This is a genomic window from Bradyrhizobium sp. USDA 4454 (assembly GCF_054822705.1).
In genome coordinates this window covers 2989766-3011263 of sequence record NZ_JBTRCN010000001.1, presented here as the reverse complement: position 1 = coordinate 3011263, position 21498 = coordinate 2989766, and the positions used below count along the sequence as shown (strand labels likewise).

At 64.7% G+C, this 21498-nt stretch carries 20 protein-coding genes and 1 riboswitch; of the genes, 12 read left to right on the top strand and 8 right to left on the bottom strand.

Translation table 11 applies throughout. From position 1 onward, the window contains the following. Positions 1-71: 71 nt before the first annotated feature. A complete protein-coding gene (locus tag ACVIW0_RS13745) occupies positions 72-1286 on the top strand; it encodes an NADP-dependent isocitrate dehydrogenase (protein ID WP_024580887.1) in 1215 nt (404 codons plus the stop codon). 29 nt (positions 1287-1315) lie between these two features. After that, on the top strand, positions 1316-1831 hold the full coding sequence (locus ACVIW0_RS13740; protein ID WP_461352824.1) for a DUF3455 domain-containing protein: 516 nt from the start codon (positions 1316-1318) through the stop codon (positions 1829-1831). Between the two features lie 311 nt (positions 1832-2142). On the opposite strand, the gene ACVIW0_RS13735 is transcribed toward ACVIW0_RS13740, so the two are convergent. Beyond that, positions 2143-3393: a cyclic nucleotide-gated ion channel gene (locus tag ACVIW0_RS13735; protein ID WP_461357320.1), complete on the bottom strand. Its 1251-nt coding sequence runs from the start codon at positions 3391-3393 to the stop codon at positions 2143-2145. A gap of 11 nt (positions 3394-3404) precedes the next feature. Continuing rightward, complete coding sequence (gene alaS, locus ACVIW0_RS13730) at positions 3405-6092, bottom strand: alanine--tRNA ligase (RefSeq protein ID WP_461352823.1); 2688 nt, start codon at positions 6090-6092, stop codon at positions 3405-3407. Between the two features lie 204 nt (positions 6093-6296). Continuing rightward, a riboswitch (glycine riboswitch) is annotated at positions 6297-6385 on the top strand. Between the two features lie 142 nt (positions 6386-6527). On the opposite strand from alaS, the gene gcvT reads away from it, so the two are divergent. The 4 genes from gcvT (at position 6528) to ACVIW0_RS13710 (ending at position 11775) form a co-directional block, all read left to right on the top strand. Continuing rightward, positions 6528-7673, top strand: a complete 1146-nt coding sequence (gene gcvT / locus ACVIW0_RS13725; RefSeq protein ID WP_461352822.1) for a glycine cleavage system aminomethyltransferase GcvT — start codon at positions 6528-6530, stop codon at positions 7671-7673. Between the two features lie 13 nt (positions 7674-7686). Beyond that, positions 7687-8052 carry a glycine cleavage system protein GcvH gene (gene gcvH / locus ACVIW0_RS13720; protein ID WP_461352821.1) on the top strand — a complete coding sequence of 122 codons (366 nt, stop codon included), beginning with the start codon at positions 7687-7689 and terminating at the stop codon, positions 8050-8052. A gap of 156 nt (positions 8053-8208) precedes the next feature. Then, positions 8209-11082 carry an aminomethyl-transferring glycine dehydrogenase gene (gcvP, locus tag ACVIW0_RS13715; RefSeq protein ID WP_461352820.1) on the top strand — a complete coding sequence of 958 codons (2874 nt, stop codon included), beginning with the start codon at positions 8209-8211 and terminating at the stop codon, positions 11080-11082. A gap of 255 nt (positions 11083-11337) precedes the next feature. Then, positions 11338-11775: an acyl-CoA thioesterase gene (locus ACVIW0_RS13710; protein WP_461352819.1), complete on the top strand. Its 438-nt coding sequence runs from the start codon at positions 11338-11340 to the stop codon at positions 11773-11775. 118 nt (positions 11776-11893) lie between these two features. Here ACVIW0_RS13710 and recA read toward each other — a convergent pair whose 3' ends face one another. After that, entirely contained in the window at positions 11894-12982 is a 1089-nt protein-coding gene (gene recA / locus ACVIW0_RS13705) for a recombinase RecA (protein WP_050629140.1), read from the bottom strand. A gap of 1846 nt (positions 12983-14828) precedes the next feature. On the opposite strand from recA, the gene ACVIW0_RS13700 reads away from it, so the two are divergent. Beyond that, complete coding sequence (locus tag ACVIW0_RS13700; RefSeq protein ID WP_461352818.1) at positions 14829-15035, top strand: hypothetical protein; 207 nt, start codon at positions 14829-14831, stop codon at positions 15033-15035. A gap of 57 nt (positions 15036-15092) precedes the next feature. Here ACVIW0_RS13700 and ACVIW0_RS13695 read toward each other — a convergent pair whose 3' ends face one another. Beyond that, complete coding sequence (locus ACVIW0_RS13695; protein WP_461352817.1) at positions 15093-15323, bottom strand: hypothetical protein; 231 nt, start codon at positions 15321-15323, stop codon at positions 15093-15095. A 99-nt stretch (positions 15324-15422) separates the two neighbouring features. Further along, positions 15423-15728 carry a hypothetical protein gene (locus ACVIW0_RS13690; protein ID WP_461352816.1) on the bottom strand — a complete coding sequence of 102 codons (306 nt, stop codon included), beginning with the start codon at positions 15726-15728 and terminating at the stop codon, positions 15423-15425. Between the two features lie 113 nt (positions 15729-15841). Between ACVIW0_RS13690 and ACVIW0_RS13685 the strand changes: the two genes are divergently transcribed. The 3 genes from ACVIW0_RS13685 to ACVIW0_RS13675 are packed head-to-tail and all read left to right on the top strand — an operon-like array spanning position 15842 to position 18152. Then, positions 15842-16174: a hypothetical protein gene (locus ACVIW0_RS13685; protein WP_461352815.1), complete on the top strand. Its 333-nt coding sequence runs from the start codon at positions 15842-15844 to the stop codon at positions 16172-16174. Further along, positions 16171-17646: an amidase gene (locus ACVIW0_RS13680; protein WP_461352814.1), complete on the top strand. Its 1476-nt coding sequence runs from the start codon at positions 16171-16173 to the stop codon at positions 17644-17646. Before ACVIW0_RS13685 ends, ACVIW0_RS13680 begins: the two co-directional genes overlap by 4 nt. A gap of 44 nt (positions 17647-17690) precedes the next feature. Continuing rightward, a complete protein-coding gene (locus ACVIW0_RS13675; RefSeq protein WP_461352813.1) occupies positions 17691-18152 on the top strand; it encodes a PaaI family thioesterase in 462 nt (153 codons plus the stop codon). Between the two features lie 478 nt (positions 18153-18630). Here the strand turns inward: ACVIW0_RS13675 and ACVIW0_RS13670 are convergent, their stop codons facing one another. Then, positions 18631-19113: a cupin domain-containing protein gene (locus ACVIW0_RS13670; protein WP_461352812.1), complete on the bottom strand. Its 483-nt coding sequence runs from the start codon at positions 19111-19113 to the stop codon at positions 18631-18633. 94 nt (positions 19114-19207) lie between these two features. Further along, positions 19208-20152, bottom strand: a complete 945-nt coding sequence (locus ACVIW0_RS13665; protein WP_461352811.1) for a cupin domain-containing protein — start codon at positions 20150-20152, stop codon at positions 19208-19210. Between ACVIW0_RS13665 and ACVIW0_RS13660 the strand changes: the two genes are divergently transcribed. Continuing rightward, positions 20096-20221, top strand: coding sequence for a hypothetical protein (locus ACVIW0_RS13660; RefSeq protein ID WP_461357561.1), 126 nt, complete (start codon positions 20096-20098; stop codon positions 20219-20221). The two genes, ACVIW0_RS13665 and ACVIW0_RS13660, sit on opposite strands and share 57 nt — an antisense overlap. 26 nt (positions 20222-20247) lie before the next feature. Here ACVIW0_RS13660 and ACVIW0_RS13655 read toward each other — a convergent pair whose 3' ends face one another. After that, complete coding sequence (locus ACVIW0_RS13655; RefSeq protein WP_461357560.1) at positions 20248-20436, bottom strand: hypothetical protein; 189 nt, start codon at positions 20434-20436, stop codon at positions 20248-20250. Here ACVIW0_RS13655 and ACVIW0_RS13650 point away from each other — a divergent pair. Continuing rightward, positions 20385-21155 carry an alpha/beta fold hydrolase gene (locus ACVIW0_RS13650; RefSeq protein WP_461352810.1) on the top strand — a complete coding sequence of 257 codons (771 nt, stop codon included), beginning with the start codon at positions 20385-20387 and terminating at the stop codon, positions 21153-21155. The two genes, ACVIW0_RS13655 and ACVIW0_RS13650, sit on opposite strands and share 52 nt — an antisense overlap. Positions 21156-21498: the final 343 nt, after the last annotated feature.

Here is a 21498-nt window from a genome sequence, read left to right as displayed (position 1 = left end):
GTGCTATAGCGCAGGCGTATTCCACAATCCCGCGGTCAAAAGCGCGCTGTTCCCAAGAGGGCCTCTCCGTCATGGCAAAAATCAAGGTATCCAATCCCGTCGTCGAGCTCGATGGCGACGAGATGACCCGGATCATCTGGCAGTACATCAAGGACAAGCTGATCAACCCGTTCCTGGATGTCGAACTGCTGTATTTCGATCTGGGCATGGAATACCGCGATGAGACCAACGACCAGGTGACCATCGACGCGGCGGAGGCCATCAAGAAGGTCGGCGTCGGCGTCAAATGCGCCACCATCACCCCCGACGAGGCCCGGGTGAAGGAGTTCGGCCTGAAGCAGATGTGGAAGTCGCCGAACGGCACCATCCGCAACATCCTCGGCGGCGTGATCTTCCGCGAGCCGATCATCTGCAAGAACGTGCCGCGTCTGGTTCCCGGCTGGACCAAGCCGATCATCATCGGCCGCCACGCCTATGGCGACCAGTACCGCGCCACCGACATCAAATTCCCCGGCAAGGGCACGCTGTCGCTGAAGTTCGTCGGCGAGGACGGCACCGTGATCGAGCGCGAAGTGTTCAAGGCGCCCGGCGCCGGCGTCGCGATGGAGATGTACAATCTCGACGACTCCATCATCGATTTCGCCCGCGCCTCGCTGAACTACGGCCTGCTGCGCAACTATCCGGTCTATCTCTCGACCAAGAACACCATCCTCAAGGTCTATGACGGCCGCTTCAAGGACATCTTCCAGGACGTCTACGACCGCGAGTTCAAGAAGGAATTCGAGGCCAAGGGCCTGACCTACGAGCACCGCCTGATCGACGACATGGTGGCCTCGGCGCTGAAATGGTCCGGCGGCTATGTCTGGGCCTGTAAGAACTATGACGGCGACGTGCAGTCCGACACCGTGGCCCAGGGCTACGGCTCGCTCGGCCTGATGACCTCGGTGCTGCTCACCCCGGACGGCAAGACGGTGGAAGCCGAAGCCGCCCATGGCACCGTGACCCGCCACTACCGCGAGCACCAGAAGGGCAAGGAGACCTCGACCAACTCGATCGCGTCGATCTTCGCCTGGACCCGTGGCCTCGCCCATCGTGCCAAGCTCGACAACAATCCGGAACTGGCGAAGTTCGCCACCACCCTGGAGAAGGTCTGCGTCTCGACCGTCGAGGAAGGCTACATGACGAAGGACCTCGCGCTCCTGGTCGGCGCCGACCAGCGCTGGCTCTCGACCACCGGATTCCTCGACAAGGTGTCCGACAATCTCGTGAAGGCCATGGCGGGCTGAGGCCGCCATCTGGGAAGACAGGTGCGAGCATGACCGTGGCCCTTGTCAGAGCCGTCGCGCTCGCATCGTTCTCGCTCATCGGGTCGGCGGCATTCGCTGCCGATCCCTCGCCCCCCTTGCCCGACGCCATCGCTGCGCCCGGCGAGTCCCCGGTTCTGTCGGTCCATGCCGAGGGCGTCCAGGTCTACGAGTGCAAGCCGGTCACCGACGGCAAGCTCGCCTGGTCGTTCCGCGAGCCGGTCGCGACCTTGATCGCCGGCGGCCGCACCGTCGGCCGGCACTATGCCGGCCCGAATTGGGAGCATGTCGACGGCAGCGCCGTGACCGCCCGCACCGCCGGCAGCGCACCTGGCGCGACGGCTGCAGACATCCCCTGGCTGAAGCTCGAGGTGATCGCCCACCGCGGCAATGGCCTGCTGACGAGCGTCGCCATCGTGCAGCGGATCAACACCTCGGGCGGCGAGCTCAGCGGCGCCTGCGACAAGGCCGGCGCGCTGAAGAGCGCGGCATACTCGGCGGATTACGTGTTCCTGCGGAGAGACTAGATCATGATGCGTTTCCACGGAATCGCATCATGATCTCATCTCTTTGTTTGAGCATGATCTTTTCGGAAAACCGGTTTCCACTTTTCCGGATCATGCTCTAGCGCGTGATGGGATTAGGTTGAGTGGGATCGGCAGCGGAAGTTCACCTCTCCCTTGGGAGAGGTCGGCGCGTAGCGCCGGGTGAGGGATTACGGTCTCTCGTTAGAACTGCGGCCCCCTCACCCGATTTGCTGCGCAAATCGACCTCTCCCCGTCGGGGAGAGGTGAACCGCGTCCGTGGCCAAACCGAATCAATCTAATTTCATCGCGCTCTAATCCCGGATGCCGCCGTCGGTCTCGTGCGGCGCCTGCGCAATCTCCGCGGCGGCAAGGTCGCCGCCGGCGGTGAGCGGATCGGCAAGCCGGGCTTCCGCGGTTTCCCGGACATGGGCGGCGAGCGCCGGCATGCGCTCGATCAGGGCGTGGAAGTCCTGCGCGTCGAGCAGCAAGAGCTTGGTCTTGCGCGTCGCCGTCACCGTGCCGGAGCGATTGGTCCTGCGAAGCAGCGCGATCTCGCCGAAGAACGTGCCGTCGGCAAGCCGGACCCGCTGGCTCGGCAGGTCGATCTCGACCTCGCCGGCCGTGATGAAATACATCGATGAGGCCGCATCGCCGCGCCGCACCAGCACCTCGCCCGCCTCGATGGTCTGCGACCGCAACAGCCGCATGATGTCGGCGATATCAGCAGCGTTGAGGTGCGAGAACAGCGGCACCCGCGCCAGCATGCCCCAGGTCACGACGAAGTCGCGACGCCGGACCTCGTCGGCGAACGCGGTCGAGATGATCGCGACCGGCAGCGCGATCATCGCAAAGCCGACCACGATCGCAACCACGGTGACGATGCGCCCGAGCGGCGTCACCGGAACGACGTCGCCGTAACCGACGGTGCCGAGCGTCACGATTGCCCACCACATCGCCTGCGGCATGGTGCCGAACTTGTCCGGCTGCGCCTTGTGCTCGATGGCATAGAGCAGCGAGGCGAACAGCAGCACCGCGCCGGTCAGGATCACGACGCAGCCGAACAGCGTGCGCCGCTCGGCATGCAGCGCCGCCAGCAGCGAGCGCATCGCGGTCGAGTAGCGCACCAGCTTGAGGAACGGCAGCATGCCGAACAGCACCAGCGCGGTCTTGTCACCGATCGCGAGCGCGACCGCCGACGGCAGGAAGGCGAGCAGGTCGATCACGCCGAGCGCCGAGAAGGCGTATTCGAGCCGCGCCTGCAGCGGCGTCACGTCACGCAGGGAATGGCCGACCACGCTCCAGAGCCGCGCGGCATATTCCAGCGCGAAGGCGGCCACCGCCGCGATCTCGATCGTCGTCAGCAGCGAGCCCAACTGCGCGTCGATCTCGGGCACCGAGGCCAGGATCGCCGCCAGCACATCGACCGCGATGATGGCGACGATGATCCCGGCAAACCGCGAGCCGCCCGAATGCGGCAGGTCATCGCGTTCCAGCAGCTCGTAGAGGCGATCGCGCAGCCCGGCGTCGCTGATCGTGGGCTTGAGCGGAGCCGTCGCCACGATCAGCCTCTCCGTCAGGCGCTAGCCGATGCCTGTTGAGTCATGGCTTGCTCGATCGCCGACAGCGCGGCATCGGCCTTGGCGCCGTCGGGACCGCCGGCCTGCGCCATGTCGGGCCGGCCGCCGCCGCCCTTGCCGCCGAGCACCTCGGAGCCCTTGCGGACCAGCTCGACCGCGTTGAAGCGCGAGGTCAGGTCGGCGGTGACGCCGACCACGATGCCGGCCTTGCCGTCCTCGGTGACGCCGACGATCGCGACCACGCCGGAGCCGATCTGCTTCTTGCCGTCGTCGACCAGGCTCTTCAGATCCTTGGTCTCGACGCCCTCGACCGCGCGCGCCAGCAGCTTGACGTTGCCGACCTCGCGAACGCCGGAGCCGGCACCGTTCGACGCCCGGCCGCCGCCCATCGCGAGCTTCTTCCTGGCATCCGACAGATCGCGCTCGAGCTTCTTGCGCTCTTCCATCAGGGCCGTGATGCGCGCCGGGACGTCCTCGATCGAGGTGCGCAGCTCGGCCGCCGCGCTCTTCGCCAGCGCCATCGTGTCGTTGGCGTGCTTGCGCGCGTGACGTCCGGTCAGCGCCTCGATGCGGCGCACGCCGGAGGCGACCGCGCTCTCGCTGGTCACCGAGATCAGGCCGATGTCGCCGGTGCGGCGGACATGGGTGCCGCCGCAGAGCTCGACCGACCAGCCGAGCGCATTCTGGCCGTGCTCGCGGGCGCTCTTGCCCATCGAGACGACGCGAACCTCGTCGCCGTATTTCTCGCCGAACAGCGCGCGCGCACCGGCCTCGCGGGCGTCGTCGACGGCCATCACACGGGTCGTCACCTCGTCATTCTCGAGCACGACCTCGTTGGCGATGTCCTCGACCCGGGCGAGTTCTTCCGGCGTGATCGGCTTCGGGTGCACGAAATCGAAGCGCAGCCGATCGGGCGCAACCAGCGAGCCGCGCTGCGCGATGTGATCGCCGAGCACCTGGCGCAGCGCCTCATGCAACAGATGGGTCGCCGAGTGGTTCGCGCGGATCGCCGAGCGGCGCGCGTGGTCGACCTCGAGCTGCAGCGCGGTGCCGGCCTTCAGCGTGCCCTGCTCCACAGTGCCGACATGCACGAACAGATCGCCGGCCTTCTTCTGCATGTCGGTGACGCGGAACCTGACACCTTCGCCGGTGAGCACGCCGATATCGCCGACCTGACCGCCGGACTCGGCATAGAACGGGGTCTGGTTCAGCACGATCGCGCCGCTCTCGCCGGCCTTGAGGCTATCGACCTCGGCGCCGTCCTTGACCAGCGCCGTCACCACGCCTTCCGCGCTCTCGGTCTCATAACCGAGGAATTCGGTTGCGCCGAGCTTCTCGCGCAGCGGGAACCAGATCGCTTCGCTCGCCGCCTCGCCCGAGCCCGCCCAGGAGGCGCGCGCCTTGACGCGCTGCCGTTCCATCGCGTCGGTGAACGCGGCCTGGTCGACGCTGATGCCGCGTGACTTCAGCGCGTCCTGGGTCAGGTCGAGCGGGAAGCCATAGGTATCGTACAGCGTGAAGGCGGTATCGCCGTCGAACATGTCGCCCTTCTTGAGGCCGGCGCTCTTCTCGTCGAGCAGCGACAGCCCCCGCACCAGCGTCTTGCGGAAGCGGGTCTCTTCGAGCTGCAGCGTCTCCTCGATCAGCTTCTCCGCGCGCACCAGGTCCGGATAGGCCTGGCCCATTTCGCGGACCAGCGCCCAGACCAGGCGATGCATCAGCGGCTCGCTCGCGCCCAGGAGCTGCGCGTGGCGCATCGCGCGGCGCATGATCCGGCGCAGTACATAGCCGCGGCCCTCGTTCGACGGCAGCACGCCGTCGGCGATCAGGAACGCCGACGAGCGCAGATGGTCGGCGATCACCCGGTAGGACGCGACGTTCTGCGCGCTCGGACCGTGGCCGAGCGCCGACGAGGCGGCGTCGATCAGATGGCGGAACAGATCGGTCTCGAACACGCTCTCGACGCCCTGCAGGATGCAGGCCATGCGCTCCAGACCCATGCCGGTGTCGATCGAGGGACGCGGCAGCGCCACGCGCTCCTCCTTCGTCACCTGCTCGTACTGCATGAACACCAGGTTCCAGAATTCGAGGAAGCGATCGCCGTCCTCCTCCGGCGTGCCCGGGGGACCGCCCCAGATGTGCTCGCCGCGGTCGATGAAGATCTCGGAGCACGGACCGCACGGGCCGGTATCGCCCATCGCCCAGAAATTGTCCGAGGTCGGGATGCGGATGATCCGGTCGTCCGAGAAGCCCGCGATCTTCTTCCAGTAGCCGGCCGCCTCGTCGTCGGTGTGGTAGACGGTAACGAGCAGCTTGTCCTTCTTCAGCCCGAAATCCCTGGTGATCAGATTCCAGGCGAGCTCGATCGCGCGCTCCTTGAAGTAGTCGCCGAACGAGAAGTTGCCGAGCATCTCGAAGAAAGTGAGATGGCGCGCGGTGTAGCCGACATTGTCGAGGTCGTTATGCTTGCCGCCGGCGCGCACGCATTTCTGCGCCGTGGTGGCGCGCTGATAGGCCCGCTTCTCGATCCCGGTGAAGACGTTCTTGAACTGCACCATGCCGGCATTGTTGAACATCAAGGTCGGGTCGTTGCGCGGCACCAGCGGCGACGAGGCCACGATCTCGTGGCCATTCGCCTTGAAGTAGTTCAAAAAGGTCGACCTGATATCGTTGACGCTGCTCATGTTCATCCAATCGGAAAAAGGGGCCGGCCAGCCGCAAAAGGGCGTCATTTTCCGGCCGAACGCTTTTAGACATTGCCAGCTGCGCTGTCCAGAAACTGTGCAGCCGGATCATGGGCTTGCCGCAACAGCACAAAGCCCGTTGATAGTTGTCCGGGTGCGTTGACAGTCTTGGCGGCGCCGTGTTTTCTACCTACCTGTTAGCTACCCGTCACGTCGGGAGAGACCGGCCTTACCGCCGGCGCCGAAGGAGCAACCGCCCCGGAAACTCTCAGGCAAAAGGACCGCGTGACGTCTGACATCTGGAAAGAGGCGCTGGGGTTCTCCCCGATTGCGTCCGCCGACGGGATAATACTCTCAGGCACAGCGACAGATGGGGCTTTCTGCAGGTTTCTCAAGGGGAAATAGGTCCCCGGCGGGAACCGCGAGGGCCCTGTGATGCGTGCGCACGAAACTTCCCCGCTGAAACAGACCCCGCTGCACGCACTGCATCTGGCGCGCGGCGCCAAGATGGTGCCGTTCGCCGGCTATGACATGCCGGTGCAGTACACGGCTGGCGTCCTGAAGGAACACCTGCACACCCGCAAGGACGCCGGCCTGTTCGACGTGTCCCACATGGGACAGCTCGTGCTGAAGGCCAAATCCGGCAAGGTCGCTGATGCGGCGCTCGCGCTGGAAAAACTGGTGCCGCAGGACATCGTCGGCATCGCGCCGGGACGGCAGCGCTACGCGCAATTCACCAACAATGATGGCGGCCTGCTCGACGATTTGATGGTGGCGAATTTCGGCGATCATCTGTTCCTGGTGGTTAACGCCGCCTGCAAGGAAGCGGACGAGGCGCATCTGCGCGCCAACCTTTCTGACGCTTGCGCGATCGTGTCGCTGGCCGACCGCGCGCTGATCGCGCTGCAGGGGCCGAAGGCGGAAGCGGCGCTGGCAGAGCTTTGCCCAGATGTCAGTTCGATGAAATTCATGGACGCCGGCCCGCGCCGCGTCGCCGACACCGACTGCTTCGTCTCGCGCTCCGGCTACACCGGCGAGGATGGTTTTGAGATCTCGGTGCCCGCGGACAAGGCGGAAGCCCTGGTCACGGCGCTGCTCGACAATCCCGACGTGCTGCCGATCGGGCTCGGCGCGCGCGACAGCCTGCGGCTTGAGGCCGGGCTCTGCCTCTACGGCCACGATATCGAGACCACCACGACGCCGGTCGAAGGCGCGCTGGAATGGTCGGTGCAGAAGGTCCGCCGCAGCGGCGGCGCCCGCGCCGGCGGCTTTCCCGGTGCCGACAGGATTCTCGCGCAATTCGCTGATGGCGCCTCCCGTCGCCGCGTTGGCCTGCGGCCCGATGGCCGTGCGCCGGTGCGCGAAGGCGCAGCGCTGTTTGCCGATGCCAACTCCGCCGAGCCAATCGGCAAGGTGACCTCGGGCGGCTTCGGACCGAGCCTCAATGCGCCGGTCGCGATGGGCTATCTGCCCACTGCCCTTTCCGCGGTCGGCACCACCGTTTTCGCCGAAGTGCGCGGCCAGCGGCTGCCGCTGAAGGTCGCCGCCATGCCCTTCGTCCCCAATACCTACAAACGCTGAAGGATCGATCCCCATGACGACGCTGTACACGTCCGACCACGAATGGCTCCGCATCGAGGGCGATGTCGCCACGATCGGGATCACCGATTATGCGCAGTCGCAGCTCGGCGACGTCGTGTTCGTCGAACTACCCAAGATCGGCCGCAGCCTGAAGAAGGCCGAGGCCGCCGCCGTCGTCGAATCCGTCAAGGCCGCCTCCGACGTTTACGCGCCGATCACCGGCGAGGTGGTCGAGGTCAACGAGGCGCTCACGGCCGATCCCGCGCTGGTCAATTCGGATGCCGGCGGCAAGGCCTGGTTCTTCAAGATGAAGATATCAGACAAGGGCGAACTCGGCGGCCTGATGGATGAAGCCGCCTACGCCGCGCACACCGCCTGAGAGAATGAAGCAGATTGCGACCACACACTCACTGTCATCGCTCGGCCTGACCGGGCGATCCAGTACGCCGCGGCCCTTCAGCTTAACCACTGATATCCCGGCGTACTGGATACACCGCTTTCGCGGGGTATGACGGCTGACAACGAGGACCCCGTCATGAACGCGCCCTTCAAGCCGATCAACGAAGCCGCCACCGATTTCGTTCGCCGCCACATCGGACCGTCACCGCGCGACGTCAACGCGATGCTGGAGACGGTCGGCGCCGCGAGCCTGCAGGCGCTGATGAACGAGACGCTGCCGGCCTCGATCCGCCAGAAAGCGCCGCTCGATCTCGGCCGCGCGCTGAGCGAGACCGAGGCGCTTTCGCATATGAGCGAGCTCGCCGCGCAGAACCAGGTGTTCACCTCGCTGATCGGCCAGGGCTATTCCGGCACCATCCTGCCCGCGGTGATCCAGCGCAACATCCTGGAGAACCCGGCCTGGTACACCGCCTACACGCCGTATCAGCCGGAGATCAGCCAGGGCCGGTTGGAAGCGCTGTTCAACTTCCAGACCATGATCTGCGACCTCACCGGGCTCGACGTCGCCAACGCCTCGCTGCTCGACGAAGCGACCGCCGCGGCCGAAGCCATGGCGCTCGCCGAACGCCACTCGCAGGTGAAAGCAAAGGTGTTCTTCGTCGACAAGGAGGTGCATCCGCAGACGCTTGCCGTGATGCGCACGCGCGCAGCACCCTTGGGCTGGGCGCTGCTGGTCGGCGATCCCCTCACCGAGCTCGACAAGGCCGACGTGCTCGGCGCGCTGTTGCAATATCCGGGCACCACGGGCGCGGTGCGTGACCTCCGGCCTGCGATCGCGTCGCTGCGCGCCAAGGGCGCGCTGGCGGTCGTCGCCGCCGACCTGCTGTCGCTGACGCTGCTGACCTCGCCCGGCGAGCTCGGCGCCGACATCGCGATCGGCTCGGCGCAGCGGTTCGGCGTGCCGATGGGCTATGGCGGACCGCACGCCGCCTACATGGCGGTGCGCGACACGCTGAAGCGCTCGCTGCCCGGCCGCATCGTCGGCCTTTCGGTGGATTCGCGCGGGCTACCCGCCTACCGCCTCGCGCTGCAAACCCGCGAGCAGCATATCCGCCGCGAGAAGGCGACCTCCAACATCTGCACCGCGCAGGTGCTGCTGGCCGTGATCGCCTCGATGTACGCCGTCTATCACGGCCCCGAGGGCCTCACCCATATCGCGCGCGGCGTGCATCGCCGCGCCACCGTGCTCGCCGCAGGCCTGCGCAAGCTCGGCTTCACGCCGACCAGCGAGGCGTTCTTCGATACCGTGACGGTCGAGGTCGGCGCGAAGCTGATCGAGATCGTCTCCCGCGCGCAGGCGGAGCGGATCAACCTGCGCATCGGCGCAACGACACTCGGCATCGCGCTCGACGAGACCACGACGCCGGAGACCGTCGAGGCGGTGTGGCGCGTGTTCGGCGGCAAGCTCAGCTTTGCCGAGATCGAGGCGGCCGCACGCGAGGCGCTGCCAAAGGAGCTGCGGCGCACCAGCGCCTTCCTCACCCACCCGGTGTTCAACACGCACCGCTCGGAGACCGAGCTCTTGCGCTACATGCGCAAGCTCAGCGATCGCGACCTCGCGCTCGACCGCGCGATGATCCCGCTCGGCTCCTGCACCATGAAGCTCAACGCCACCACCGAGATGATCCCGCTGACCTGGCCTGCGTTCGGCAATCTGCATCCGTTTGCGCCCGCGGATCAGGCCAAGGGCTATCATGCGCTGTTCACGCGGCTCGAGCAGTGGCTGTGCGACATCACCGGCTATGACGCGGTGTCGCTGCAGCCGAACTCCGGCGCACAGGGCGAATATGCCGGGCTGCTCGCGATCCGGGGCTATCATCTCGCGCGCGGCGAGCCGCACCGCAAGGTGTGCCTGATCCCCTCCTCCGCGCACGGCACCAATCCGGCCTCGGCCGCGATGGTCGGCATGGAGGTCGTGGTGGTGGCGTGCGACGCGCGCGGCGACGTCGACGTCAAGGATCTCCGCGCCAAGGCGGAGAAGCATTCGGCCAACCTCGCCGCCGTGATGATCACCTATCCGTCGACCCACGGCGTGTTCGAGGAGCACATCAGCGAGATCTGCGACATCGTGCACGCGCATGGCGGCCAGGTCTATCTCGACGGCGCCAACATGAATGCGCAGGTCGGGCTGTCGCGGCCCGGCGATTACGGCGCCGATGTCAGCCATCTCAACCTGCACAAGACCTTCTGCATCCCGCATGGCGGCGGCGGCCCCGGCATGGGCCCGATCGGCGTCAAGGCGCATCTTGCGCCCTATCTGCCGGGTCACCCCGCGACCGACGGCGCGACGGCGCATGCCATCGGCCCGGTGTCGGCCGCGCCGTTCGGCTCGGCGTCGATCCTGACCATCTCCTACATCTACATCCTGATGATGGGCGGCGAAGGCCTCACGCGCGCCACCGAGGTGGCGATCCTGAACGCGAACTACATCGCCGCACGGCTGCAGCCGCACTTCCCGGTGCTGTACCGCAACGAGCGCGGCCGTGTCGCGCATGAGTGCATCGTCGACCCGCGCGGGCTGAAGACGAGCAGCGGCGTCACCGTCGACGACATTGCCAAGCGGCTGATCGACTACGGCTTCCACGCGCCGACCATGAGCTTCCCGGTGGCGGGCACGCTGATGATCGAGCCGACCGAATCGGAATCCAAGTTTGAGATCGACCGCTTCTGCGACGCCATGATCGCGATCCGCAGCGAAATTGCGGAGGTCGAGCAAGGCCGCTGGGCCATCGAAGCCTCGCCGCTGCGCCACGCGCCGCACACCGTCCACGACATCGCCGACGATGCCTGGGACCGGGCCTACACCCGCACTGAGGGCTGCTTCCCCGCCGGCGTGTCGCGGTCAGACAAATACTGGAGCCCGGTCGGGCGCGTCGACAACGTCTACGGCGATCGCAACCTGGTGTGCTCGTGCCCGCCGGTCGAGGATTACGCGCAGGCGGCGGAATAGCGCTGTTGTAGGATGGGTAGAGCGCAGCGAAACCCATCATCTCGCCGCGCGGACAAATTGATGGGTTTCGCTGAGTTTATCATCGGGCCGCGCCTACGGCTGCTTCACTTGGTGTCATTCCGGGGCTCGCGAAGCGAGAACCCGGAATCTTGATCGACGACATCTGGATTCCCCGATGCGCCATTGCGCATCTGCGGTTCGCGACTTCGTCGCGCCCCGGAACGACGGACCGGCCCGCCTGCGGCAGGAGGAAACATGCGCGAGGACTTCTGGTTTCATTTCCCGTTTCGCGTCCGCTATTCGGAGGTCGACGCGCAGGCCGTGGTGTTCAACGCCCACTACCTGACCTATTTCGACACCGCGATCACCGAGTATTTCCGAGCACTCGGCTACGACTATCTCGGCGAGGTGGCGCGAACCGGCATCGACTTCCACACCGTGAAATCGATCGTCGAGTACAAGGCCCCGATCCGCTTCGACGAGGACATCGAGGTCTGCGTCCGCGTCGCCAGGATCGGCCGCTCCTCGATCAACCTTGCGCTCGCGATCTTCGCCAAGGGCTCGGAGGATCTGCGCGCCACCGGCGAGATCATCTGGGTGGCCACCGACCAGAAGACCCATCAGTCGGTCGCGGTGACGGACGACTTGCGGGCGCTGATCGCGAGCCGGGAAAAGGCGCTGGCATCGGGGTAAGCGCGCCACGACCCGCAGCATCACATAACCGGCGCACCAAAACCAATCGGGCGCCGAAGACGTCGGCAACTCAACGTCCTCAGCGCCCGCTTGCAGCGAAGTCTTGAAACTAGCCGGCCTACTCCTCCGTCGGCTCCTCGCCGTCGGCGTCGCGCTCGGGCGTGCCGGCGAGGATCTGCTCGGAGATCAGGCCGGAATTCTGCCGGATCGCGGCTTCGATCTTGGTGGTGATATCGGGGTTGGCGCGCAGGAATGCCTTGGAATTCTCGCGTCCCTGGCCGAGCCGCTGGCTGTCATAGGAGAACCAGGCACCGGACTTCTCGACGAGGCCGGCCTTGACGCCGAGGTCGAGGATCTCGCCCATCTTGGAGACGCCCTCGCCGTACATGATGTCGAACTCGACCTGCTTGAAGGGCGGCGCCAGCTTGTTCTTCACCACCTTGACGCGGGTGGTGTTGCCGACCACCTCGTCGCGCTCCTTAATCGCGCCGATGCGGCGGATGTCGAGGCGGACCGAGGCATAGAACTTCAGCGCATTGCCGCCGGTGGTGGTTTCGGGCGAGCCGTACATCACGCCGATCTTCATGCGGATCTGGTTGATGAAGATCACCATCGTGTTGGACTTGTTGATCGAGGCGGTCAGCTTGCGCAGCGCCTGACTCATCAGGCGGGCCTGCAGGCCGGGCAGCGCGTCGCCCATCTCGCCCTCGAGCTCGGCCTTCGGCACCAGCGCCGCGACCGAATCGACCACCAGCACGTCGACCGCACCGGAGCGCACCAGGGTGTCGCAGATTTCCAGCGCCTGCTCGCCGGTGTCCGGCTGCGAAATCAGGAGCTCGTCGATGTTGACGCCGAGCTTGCGCGCATAGACCGGATCGAGCGCATGTTCGGCATCGATGAAGGCGCAGATGCCGCCCTTCTTCTGGCCTTCCGCCACCGTGTGCAGCGCCAGCGTGGTCTTGCCCGAAGATTCCGGCCCGTAGATCTCGACGATGCGCCCCTTCGGCAGGCCGCCGACGCCGAGCGCGATATCGAGGCCGAGCGACCCTGACGACACCGTCTCGACATCCATCGAGCGGTCGTTCTTGCCGAGCTTCATCACCGAGCCCTTGCCGAACTGACGCTCGATCTGGGAGAGCGCGGCTGAGAGGGCCTTGGACTTGTCCATGGAGGATCCTTCGACGATACGCAGTGCAGTGGCGGACATTTGGGATGTGCTCCTTATGGCGGGGATTCGCTAGCGGGACAAACGGGCGATGAGGTCGAATGGTGAGGTCGAACGGAATGCCTTGTTGATGGGAAACCTCGTACCACGTTTGTTCTATGTTCGCAATATGTTCTTTCGGACAGGTAGGTGCTGGCCTGTTTCCGACGCTAGTGGCCTAGTTTGAAAATCTCAGTGGCCTGAATTGGTTGGCGCGGAGACCCGGCTGTTCTCAGTAGGACTACCGAGGCTATGCACCATCTTGGGCATAATGGTTTTCTATGGAGAACAAAACTCGTTCCCTACGTGGTTCTCCGTAGGGCGGGATGCCGGTTGGCGGCCTTATCCATGCATCGGCCCCAAAGAAACGGCCCCAGCGAGCGGCATCGCTGAGGCCGCGTCGTCACCACGTCGGAGGAATGTTCAGCCGATCAACAGAGCGCCGACGCCTACGATGAGCGCTACGAACGATATCGCCGCCAGCGCTATGAAGCTGTACTCGACGCCATTGGTGTGATGATCGTATCCACTGTACATGGCCCCACTCTGCGCCCGGGTCGCAGTACCCGCATTCACATATGCGAAGGGGTCGCAATCGAAGAACGGCCCCACCACGTTGGGAGCCTAAAATGGCCGATGCTGGGGCCGGTCGCCTATCCGGGGCTAGAAGGGATGGGCAACGCAAGGGTGATTGCTGAGTGAGGTTCCAACATTAACATGGGTTAGCATTGCCGCTTTTTCCCCATCCCGTAATCGCACGGACATGCCTCCAAAAATTGCACCGTGTTACGACCGAACTTGGGTCGGCTATCTCACTCAGCACGGGACGCCCGGCCCAAGCTCGCCGCCGGCCGTCTCGAAAGGGACGGTCGGCGCGGGTGGATGCTGAGCGTCCCAATTCGTTCTCGCGACCGTCCTACGTGGTTCCCGATAAGAGAAGGCCCGGGGTGCTCAACGCAGCGTTGCGTTCCATGCATTTATCCGGGCTCTGCCCGGCGGCCTAGGAACAAGTGTTCACTTTGTAACTTAAGCCCCTACTGCAACGAGGCAGATGGGCAGGATCGTGGACCGCAAACTTGACCGGCTGAAAGCCCATTCACTTACGGCAGTGGGACTGAGCACCTGCGTGCTCGTCGCAAGCCTTGCCATGCTCATATTCAGGTAAGGCCGCTTTCAGTGGCCGGCCTATTCTCATTTAGCGCACGATTAATTTCCTAGCAGTGGCACAAACTGCACTTGGCTGGTGGTCATGCTGAGTTATGCTCAATCCCACGCAGAGGTTGTGTCATGAGCGGTGACCTACTTTATAGGGCAGGCATTGTGGTGTTGGGACTCTACCCCATTGCTATCGCTGCGCTTGCACTATTCATGTGAGATCCAGGCCGCCTCAGTTGGCGGCCCCCGCACACCGGGTCGCAGCGCCCCATTGGGCTGCTGCCCCGGCAGCGACCCGTAGTTCTCCGGGCAAGAACAAAGTTCCGGATGGCATACCACGCAGGCATGTCCGAGAAATAGATGCACTATCAAAAGGTTATGCGCGCCCCGGCCACGCGCTGGCACAATCTGCATACTACCTTGGTATCCCTCCTGACGCCCAAAAAAACTACGTAGCCTTCGCGGAAGACTCAGCTCGCGCCAGTGTTCGTAACATTGGCCTGCCCGGCAATGCAGCCGGGGCGCTGCGCAGCGGCGATGCCGTCCAGCCGACGGATCGGTCCGCCCCGCAGGGTCTGCGACGCCGCCCGGACGGGCATTTCATCCCATATTAACGTTTGACGATTGTTGGACAATAATACAACTTGCGGTTTTACATATCGATGATTGCCTTTGATTCGCGGGATTGTTCCAGATGATTCACAGGGGCATCGAATTCACCATCACCCAGCTCGTGGCCGGGGTCTGGACATGGCGCTTCCAGATCGGGGATCGGGTCTTCACGGGCAAGACCGAGGCGAAACTCGACCTGCTGGCGATCCGCCGGGTGCAGCTGCGGATCGACCGCGAGCTGAACAACCTCGGGCGCGACCAGAGCCGCGGCCGCAGCGACGGGGAGTGAGGCGCAATCTGTCGGGCGAGCTGACGTCGTGCTGGTCCGCGTCGCCCCGGCAATGCGTCAGTCCGCACTGGCCAGCCGGCGCATCGTGAACTCGATGTCGCCGCCGGGCAGCTCGCGCCAGCTCTCGACGGCGCTCATATAGGCCGCCTTCGGGTAGCGCTTGAGAAAGTCACGCGCCCGCAGGCGGGCCTGATCGCGTGGCAGGCTGAAGGTCTCGCGCACAAAGCCGTCATCCGGCTTGCGCCGCGCGGCCATCCGGCTGGCGAGATCGCGCGGACGAAACACCATTGCCGCAACTCCGAACCAACTGACGACGCCCCCAATATAGGCGCGGTGCCGGGAGAATCCGAGTCTGCAGCAGACCGTCGAGGCCGCCCCGAGCGGTGCTTACTGGCTGCGCTGCGTGGTAGGGCCTGGCTGCGCGGAGCTTCCGGTCTTGGTCTTCGGCTTGGCGGGGGGATGGGCCGCCGCCTTCGGCGCGTCGCTGCGCACCACGCCCCAGGGATCGGACGATCCCTTGGCGTCGGGAATCTTGCTGAGCGAATCCTTATAGGCCCGCTGATTGACCGCGTCCTGGTCCTTTTCCTCCTGGGTCTTGCTCTTGACCTCGGGCATCAAATTGATGTTCGGCATCTGCGCATAGGCCGGCGCCGACAGCAGCACCGCAACCGCGACTGCGCACAAAACTCTCATGAGAACGCTCCTTGCATTTTCGTCCGCGGTATATCACCGCCGCAAAGCTGCCGCCAAGCATGTCTGACCAAGCATGTCTGGCCAAGCTGTCGCTGCCCTAGAGGTTGTCCGACTTGCAGGATTTCGGTGACTGCATCCAGTCATCCCAGACCGGACCGCAACGCGTGCAACCACTGAGCGCCAATCCGATCGCGATCACGCCGCCGAGCAACACCAACCTGCGGACCATGCACGCCCCCACACCGCTGACGAAGGACGATTGGGCGCCGAAACTGGGGCATTTTCATGCCGGGCACGGCGTTTGCAACGCAGCGCAAGCGCGTCGGAACGCAGCGCCTCGGAACGCAGCAAGAGCGCGCCGCAGCGCCGCGGCCGCGCGACGGTTTGACCGGGCGGCCGCGCAAATTACACTGCGCAACAAAGCAGAAAAGGAATCGACGACATGACTTTGGCGATGAGCTGGGACGAATGGACGCGGCATGACGGAACGGCGCTCGCCGAGCGCGTCCGGCGTGGCGAGCTGACGCCGCGGGAGCTGGCGTCGCAGGCCGCCGCCGCGGTCGCCAAGGTCGATCCCGCGCTCTCCGGCGTGGTCGAGCTGTTCGACGACGTGATCGCCGATCCCGCGCGCGACGGCGCCGATCTCGACGGCCCGTTCGCCGGCCTGCCCTTCCTGATGAAGGATCTCGGCCCGACCATGAAGGGGCGGCTGCAGGAGATGGGCTCGCTGATGATGCGCGGCAACCGCGCCGCAGCCGACACCTTCCTGACCACCAAGCTGCGCAAGGCCGGCCTCAATCTGATCGGGCGGACCACGACGCCGGAGTTCGGGGTCTGCAGCTCGGCCGAGAACCCCGCGGTCTATGTCACGCGCAATCCCTGGAACACCGACTACACCACCTGCGGCTCGTCGGCCGGCAGCGCGGCGATGGTCGCCGCCGGCGCGGTGCCGATCGGGCACGCCACCGACGGCGGCGGCTCGATCCGGATTCCGGCCGGCGTCAACGGCAATATCGGCCTGAAAGTGTCGCGCGGCGTGTTCTCGCTCGCGCCGCATCTGTCCGATCTCACCGGCCTGGTCTCGATCCAGGGCTGCCAGTCGCGCACCGTGCGCGACACCGCGGCCTTCGTCGACGCCTGCCGCGGCCCCGCGCCCGGCGAGTTCATGCCGTTCTGGACGCCGGCCGAGCCCTATACGGCGCTGGTTGCGCGCGATCCCGGCCGGCTGAAAATCGCGCTGTCGCACACATGGGGCGACTATCGCGCGACGCCGCATATCGCAGCCGAGCTCGAGCGGGTCGGACGCTTCCTCGAAGGCCTCGGCCATCAAGTCGACTACGCACTGCCGGCGATCGACTACACGCAAGCCTTCGCGGCGCAGACCAGCTGCTACATCAGCAATTTCGCCGTCGTGATCGGCAACATGCTCGCCGCGCGCGGATTGGCGCGGCCGCCGGCGGAGCTGATCGAGCCGATCAACATCCGGATCTGGGAGCACGGCCGCGACTTCAGCTTCGCCGATCGCGCGCGCATGCAGGCGGTGTTCAACACCACCGCGCGCGGCTTCGGCGCCTTCTTCGAGGATTGGGACATCATCCTGACTCCGGTCACGGCGCTGCCGACACCCAAGGTCGGCACCACGGAATATCTCACCATCAGCGACAATCCGTCGGTGCTGGACTGGTTCGGCAATCTCTGGCGCAATTTCGCCTTCACGCCGCTGGCCAATCTCTGCGGCATCCCGGCGATCTCGCTCCCGCTCGCGACCAACGAGCACGGCCTGCCGCTCGGCATCCAGGCGATCGGCAAGCAGGCCGATGACGGGCTGTTGTTGCAGCTCGCCGCCCAGATCGAACGCGCGATCGACGGCAAATGGAATGACGGCAAGCGGCCGGGCGTGCATGTCGCGGCCGACTAGGTCATAGATAACAGCAAGACCATCAGGGCAGGAAACGAGACATCATGCAGCAGGCCAATGAATTCGGGATCGACGACGCCAAGCGCGTGCTCGGCGACGTCTTTGCGCCATGGGTGCAGGACCTCAATCTGTCGGTCGAGCAATTCGACATCGCAGCCCCCGCCGGCGGCGATCCCGACTGGCAGCCCGGCGCCATCCTGCGCATGCCGTTTTCCGAGCGGCTGTGCCGCAATGGCGGCATCGTCTGCGGCCAGGCGCTGATGGCGTTCGCCGACACCGCGATGGTGCTGGCCAATCTCGCCGCCAACAAGGGCTATCGGCCGATGACGACGGTCGACCAGACCACGCATTTCATGCGCGCGGTGACCGCCTCCGACGTGCTGGCCGACGCTCGCGTGGTCCGGCTCGGCCGCACCATGAGCTTCGGCCGCGTCACGCTACTCTCCGCCGCCGACAACAAGCCGGTGGCGATGGTGTCGAGCGCATTCGCGATGCTGCCGGGATAGGACTCTCGCACCATAGCCGGTTTATCTCCGCATCCAGACCCGTCATCCTGAGAGAGTGTGAATGTATTCAGCCTCGTCCTGGCCGAGTGCGCGGTTGCGCACGGAGCCAGGACCCATTACCCCAACCGCTTGCTGTCGTGCGACGCTGGGGCCACTATCGCACTCTCAATCGAACTCGGTGGCTATGGGTCCTGGCTTTCGCCAGGACGACGGCGTGGGGAGGCCGCTACGAATTTTTCAGACCCGTCATCCTGAGGAGCGCGCTCTCGCGCGCGTCTCGAAGGATGAATCGGCCCGGCTGGTAGCCGCCGATCCTTCGATCTCTCGCTCCACGAGGAGCCTGTGTAGCAAGTTTACTTGCCGATTAAATTACGGTGACAGTCCACTCAATTGGTCGCTCCGCTTCAAGCCCGGCCGAATAATTGAGTGCAGTGTCACCGTAATGCCGTAATGCGACGTCGACGATGTCTTCTGGAAATCACTTATGCTTTCGTGGATCGTCTTCGGGGTTAAGGTAGTCGATGCCGGTCGGGCCAATCCCGGTGATCTCAAAGATCACTTCTTCATCCCTTGTTTCGGCGAATTGCCAGACCTTGGGCGGTACATGCGAGAACGTGCCCGGCGGGAAGCTGAGAAGCTTTGCCCCATCGACCTTGTCACCAAGCGCGGAATAGTATGTCCCCGATATGATCACGCGCACGCGCTCATCCGGATGAGAATGCACCGGCATCTTGGAGTGGGCCGGTATTTTCAGGCGGACTGTGTACAGGCCGGGCTTGCCCGGATTGCCGTGAAGCACCGTCGACTGGGTCCCCGCCGGCATAGAGGGAATAGGCCCCCACTTGATGTCGGTAGAGGCTACGCGGTCGTATTCCAGCGAACTATCGCCCGCCAGCGCCGCACAAAGTCCGCACACGGAGAGTATGGCCGTCAAACTGATTTTGGTCATCAAAGCGGGCATTTTGCGCTCCATTGAGCTCTTACAGACCGGCAACCGCCAGAATATAGCGGCCACTTCGAGTTGTAATCACCTCCATGGGCGACCGCTGCCGAGGTCAATCGGAAACCTGCAATTCCGAGCCGTCCAACGGCGCGCGGCCCCCGTCAGCGCGCCGAGCGGCCCGGTAACGGCCTGGCGACTCTCCATGATGCCGGTGAAACAGCTTCGAGAACGCCGCCGCGGTCGCGTAGCCGACCCGGCTTGCAATCCGCGCGATGGACTCATCGCTGGTTTCGAGCAGGAAGGCCGCTTCCGCCATCCGGCGTTCGATCACATAACGCTGCATCGATTGGCCGACGAGCTTGCTGAAGCGAGCCGAAAACGCCGAGCGGCCGAGCCCGACGCGACGGCCAAGATCACTCAGGGTCCAGGGCTGCTCCGGGCTTTCGTGAATCAGCTTGAGCGCCGGTCCGATATGGGGGTCGGAAATGGCTCCGAGCCAGCCGCCTTGTCCGGGACTGAGAGACGAGATCCAGCTTCGGAGCACCTCGACAAACAGCACCTCCGTCAGTCGTGACAGCGCGACGCGCTGGCCGGGACGCTCGATCGCAAACTCGCTGACCATGCGACGCAGGATCGCTTCGAGCCAACCACTGTCCGTCGTCGGCTTCAGCAGCAGTACTGGCGGCAGCAGCTCCAGCACGCTGCCGAATAGTGGCCGCGATACCGTGAAATTGCCGCAGATCATGGTCGCGTGCGGCTTGACACGACCGCCGTGACGAATGACGCCGAATCGCGACGACGCTCGATCGATATCGATGATGCGCAAGGGCTTCGCCTTGCGATCCGAATAAAACACATGGGGCGCGCCGCGTGTAATCACGACAAGATCGCCTTCGGTCATCTGGATTTCCTGCCCCTGCTCGAGCGCGAGGGTCGCCGCTCCGCGGCTGACATAGTGAAACAGCGCGTATGGGCGCGCCGGCAGCTCAAGATGCCAGGGATGGCCGAGCTCGAAGTGAAACAGCAACGTCCCTCCGAGACGAACGCGATCGAGCACTTGAGCGAGGATATCCATTCTATCGAGATTAACTGGGTGGACGATCCGACACAACACTCGGACGATTGATCCCTATCGTCCGGAATGGCTGCGGATTAGGTCATGTCGTGGCGGGCCGACATCACGTGCGGCAACCATTTCGCCGACGGCAGATGGAAGAACCGCGACCTCACCGGAAACGCCTGTTCATTCCTCCGGACTGCGCCGTCCGACATGCCTACAGGAACAATCGATGCGAAATATCCTTCTTTCAGCCGCCACTGTGCTTCTGGCCGGATCGACATTGGTCGGCTCCGCCAATTCGGCCGAACTGCCGAAGGGAGCAGCCCACAACATCGTGCTCGTACACGGGGCTTTCGTGGACCAGACGAGCTGGCAGCCCGTCGCCGATATCCTCACCAAGAAAGGCTATCACGTCACGCTCGTGGAAAATCCGCTCACTTCGCTCGCCGCCGACGTCGATGCCACCAAGCAGGCGCTCGCGAAGCAGGACGGCAGAACCGTGCTGGTCGGTCACTCCTGGGGCGGCGTGGTGATCACGCAAGCGGGCAACGATCCCAAGGTTTCGGCGCTGGTGTATGTGTCCGCCTTCGCGCCTGACGTAGGCGAATCCCTTGCGTCGCTGGCAAAGGCAGGCCCCCCGACCGAAGGCGGCAATGCGATCCATCCTGACGCGAAGGGTGATCTGTACATCGACCCCAAAGTGTTTCCATCGGCCGTCGCGGCGGACCTTCCTCCGGAAATCGCTGCGCACCTCGCCAACTCGCAGCTCCCGTTGAACCACGTTGCGTTTGAAGCCCCGGTCACCATTGCGGCCTGGCACGACAAGCCGACGTTCTATGTCATCAGCACGAAGGACAAGGTCCTCGCGCCGGAAGCCCAGAAGTCGTTCTCAGCCCGGATCAAGGCTCAGACGACGGAAGTCGCCGGCAGCCACGCCTCGCTCGTCGTCCATGCGAAGCAAGTCGCCGAGGCCATCGAAAAGGCCGCGCTCGCGAAGTGACGGCGCCGCTCCCGGCGCTTCCGCGTCGGGAGCGCATAAGCTCACTCCGGGCGGCTCAGACCCGCCAGGTCTTCGCCATACCGACCCCATTCGATTCTGACGCTGAACATCCAGAGGATGACATGAATCAACAATCAACCTGGACTCGCGAGCCAGGACGCCGCCACGCTCGAAACGGACAACTGCCGCAACTCGTCAGATAGCTCTCCATCTTGTCATAAGAGACGTGTACGGCGCGAGTGTGCATGCTGAGCGTCCTGCTGACGCCTCCGGTCGATCGAAATGAATAACTCACATCAACCAACGCGCGAGAAGTGCGTCATCATGATGCGGAACAGACATC

What these genes read in the sequence shown, in the direction of transcription:
- ACVIW0_RS13700 (WP_461352818.1), top strand. Translation starts at nt 14,829, where the DNA reads ATGATTCACAGGGGCATCGAATTCACCATCACCCAGCTCGTGGCCGGG.
- ACVIW0_RS13680 (WP_461352814.1), top strand. Translation starts at nt 16,171, where the DNA reads ATGACTTTGGCGATGAGCTGGGACGAATGGACGCGGCATGACGGAACG.
- ACVIW0_RS13650 (WP_461352810.1), top strand. Translation starts at nt 20,385, where the DNA reads ATGCGAAATATCCTTCTTTCAGCCGCCACTGTGCTTCTGGCCGGATCG.
- recA (WP_050629140.1), bottom strand. Translation starts at nt 12,982, where the DNA reads ATGTCCGCCACTGCACTGCGTATCGTCGAAGGATCCTCCATGGACAAG.
- ACVIW0_RS13710 (WP_461352819.1), top strand. Translation starts at nt 11,338, where the DNA reads ATGCGCGAGGACTTCTGGTTTCATTTCCCGTTTCGCGTCCGCTATTCG.
- ACVIW0_RS13660 (WP_461357561.1), top strand. Translation starts at nt 20,096, where the DNA reads ATGGCCGAGCTCGAAGTGAAACAGCAACGTCCCTCCGAGACGAACGCG.
- ACVIW0_RS13740 (WP_461352824.1), top strand. Translation starts at nt 1,316, where the DNA reads ATGACCGTGGCCCTTGTCAGAGCCGTCGCGCTCGCATCGTTCTCGCTC.
- gcvH (WP_461352821.1), top strand. Translation starts at nt 7,687, where the DNA reads ATGACGACGCTGTACACGTCCGACCACGAATGGCTCCGCATCGAGGGC.
- ACVIW0_RS13745 (WP_024580887.1), top strand. Translation starts at nt 72, where the DNA reads ATGGCAAAAATCAAGGTATCCAATCCCGTCGTCGAGCTCGATGGCGAC.
- alaS (WP_461352823.1), bottom strand. Translation starts at nt 6,092, where the DNA reads ATGAGCAGCGTCAACGATATCAGGTCGACCTTTTTGAACTACTTCAAG.
- gcvT (WP_461352822.1), top strand. Translation starts at nt 6,528, where the DNA reads ATGCGTGCGCACGAAACTTCCCCGCTGAAACAGACCCCGCTGCACGCA.
- ACVIW0_RS13695 (WP_461352817.1), bottom strand. Translation starts at nt 15,323, where the DNA reads ATGGTGTTTCGTCCGCGCGATCTCGCCAGCCGGATGGCCGCGCGGCGC.
- ACVIW0_RS13690 (WP_461352816.1), bottom strand. Translation starts at nt 15,728, where the DNA reads ATGAGAGTTTTGTGCGCAGTCGCGGTTGCGGTGCTGCTGTCGGCGCCG.
- ACVIW0_RS13675 (WP_461352813.1), top strand. Translation starts at nt 17,691, where the DNA reads ATGCAGCAGGCCAATGAATTCGGGATCGACGACGCCAAGCGCGTGCTC.
- gcvP (WP_461352820.1), top strand. Translation starts at nt 8,209, where the DNA reads ATGAACGCGCCCTTCAAGCCGATCAACGAAGCCGCCACCGATTTCGTT.
- ACVIW0_RS13655 (WP_461357560.1), bottom strand. Translation starts at nt 20,436, where the DNA reads ATGTCGATCCGGCCAGAAGCACAGTGGCGGCTGAAAGAAGGATATTTC.
- ACVIW0_RS13670 (WP_461352812.1), bottom strand. Translation starts at nt 19,113, where the DNA reads ATGCCCGCTTTGATGACCAAAATCAGTTTGACGGCCATACTCTCCGTG.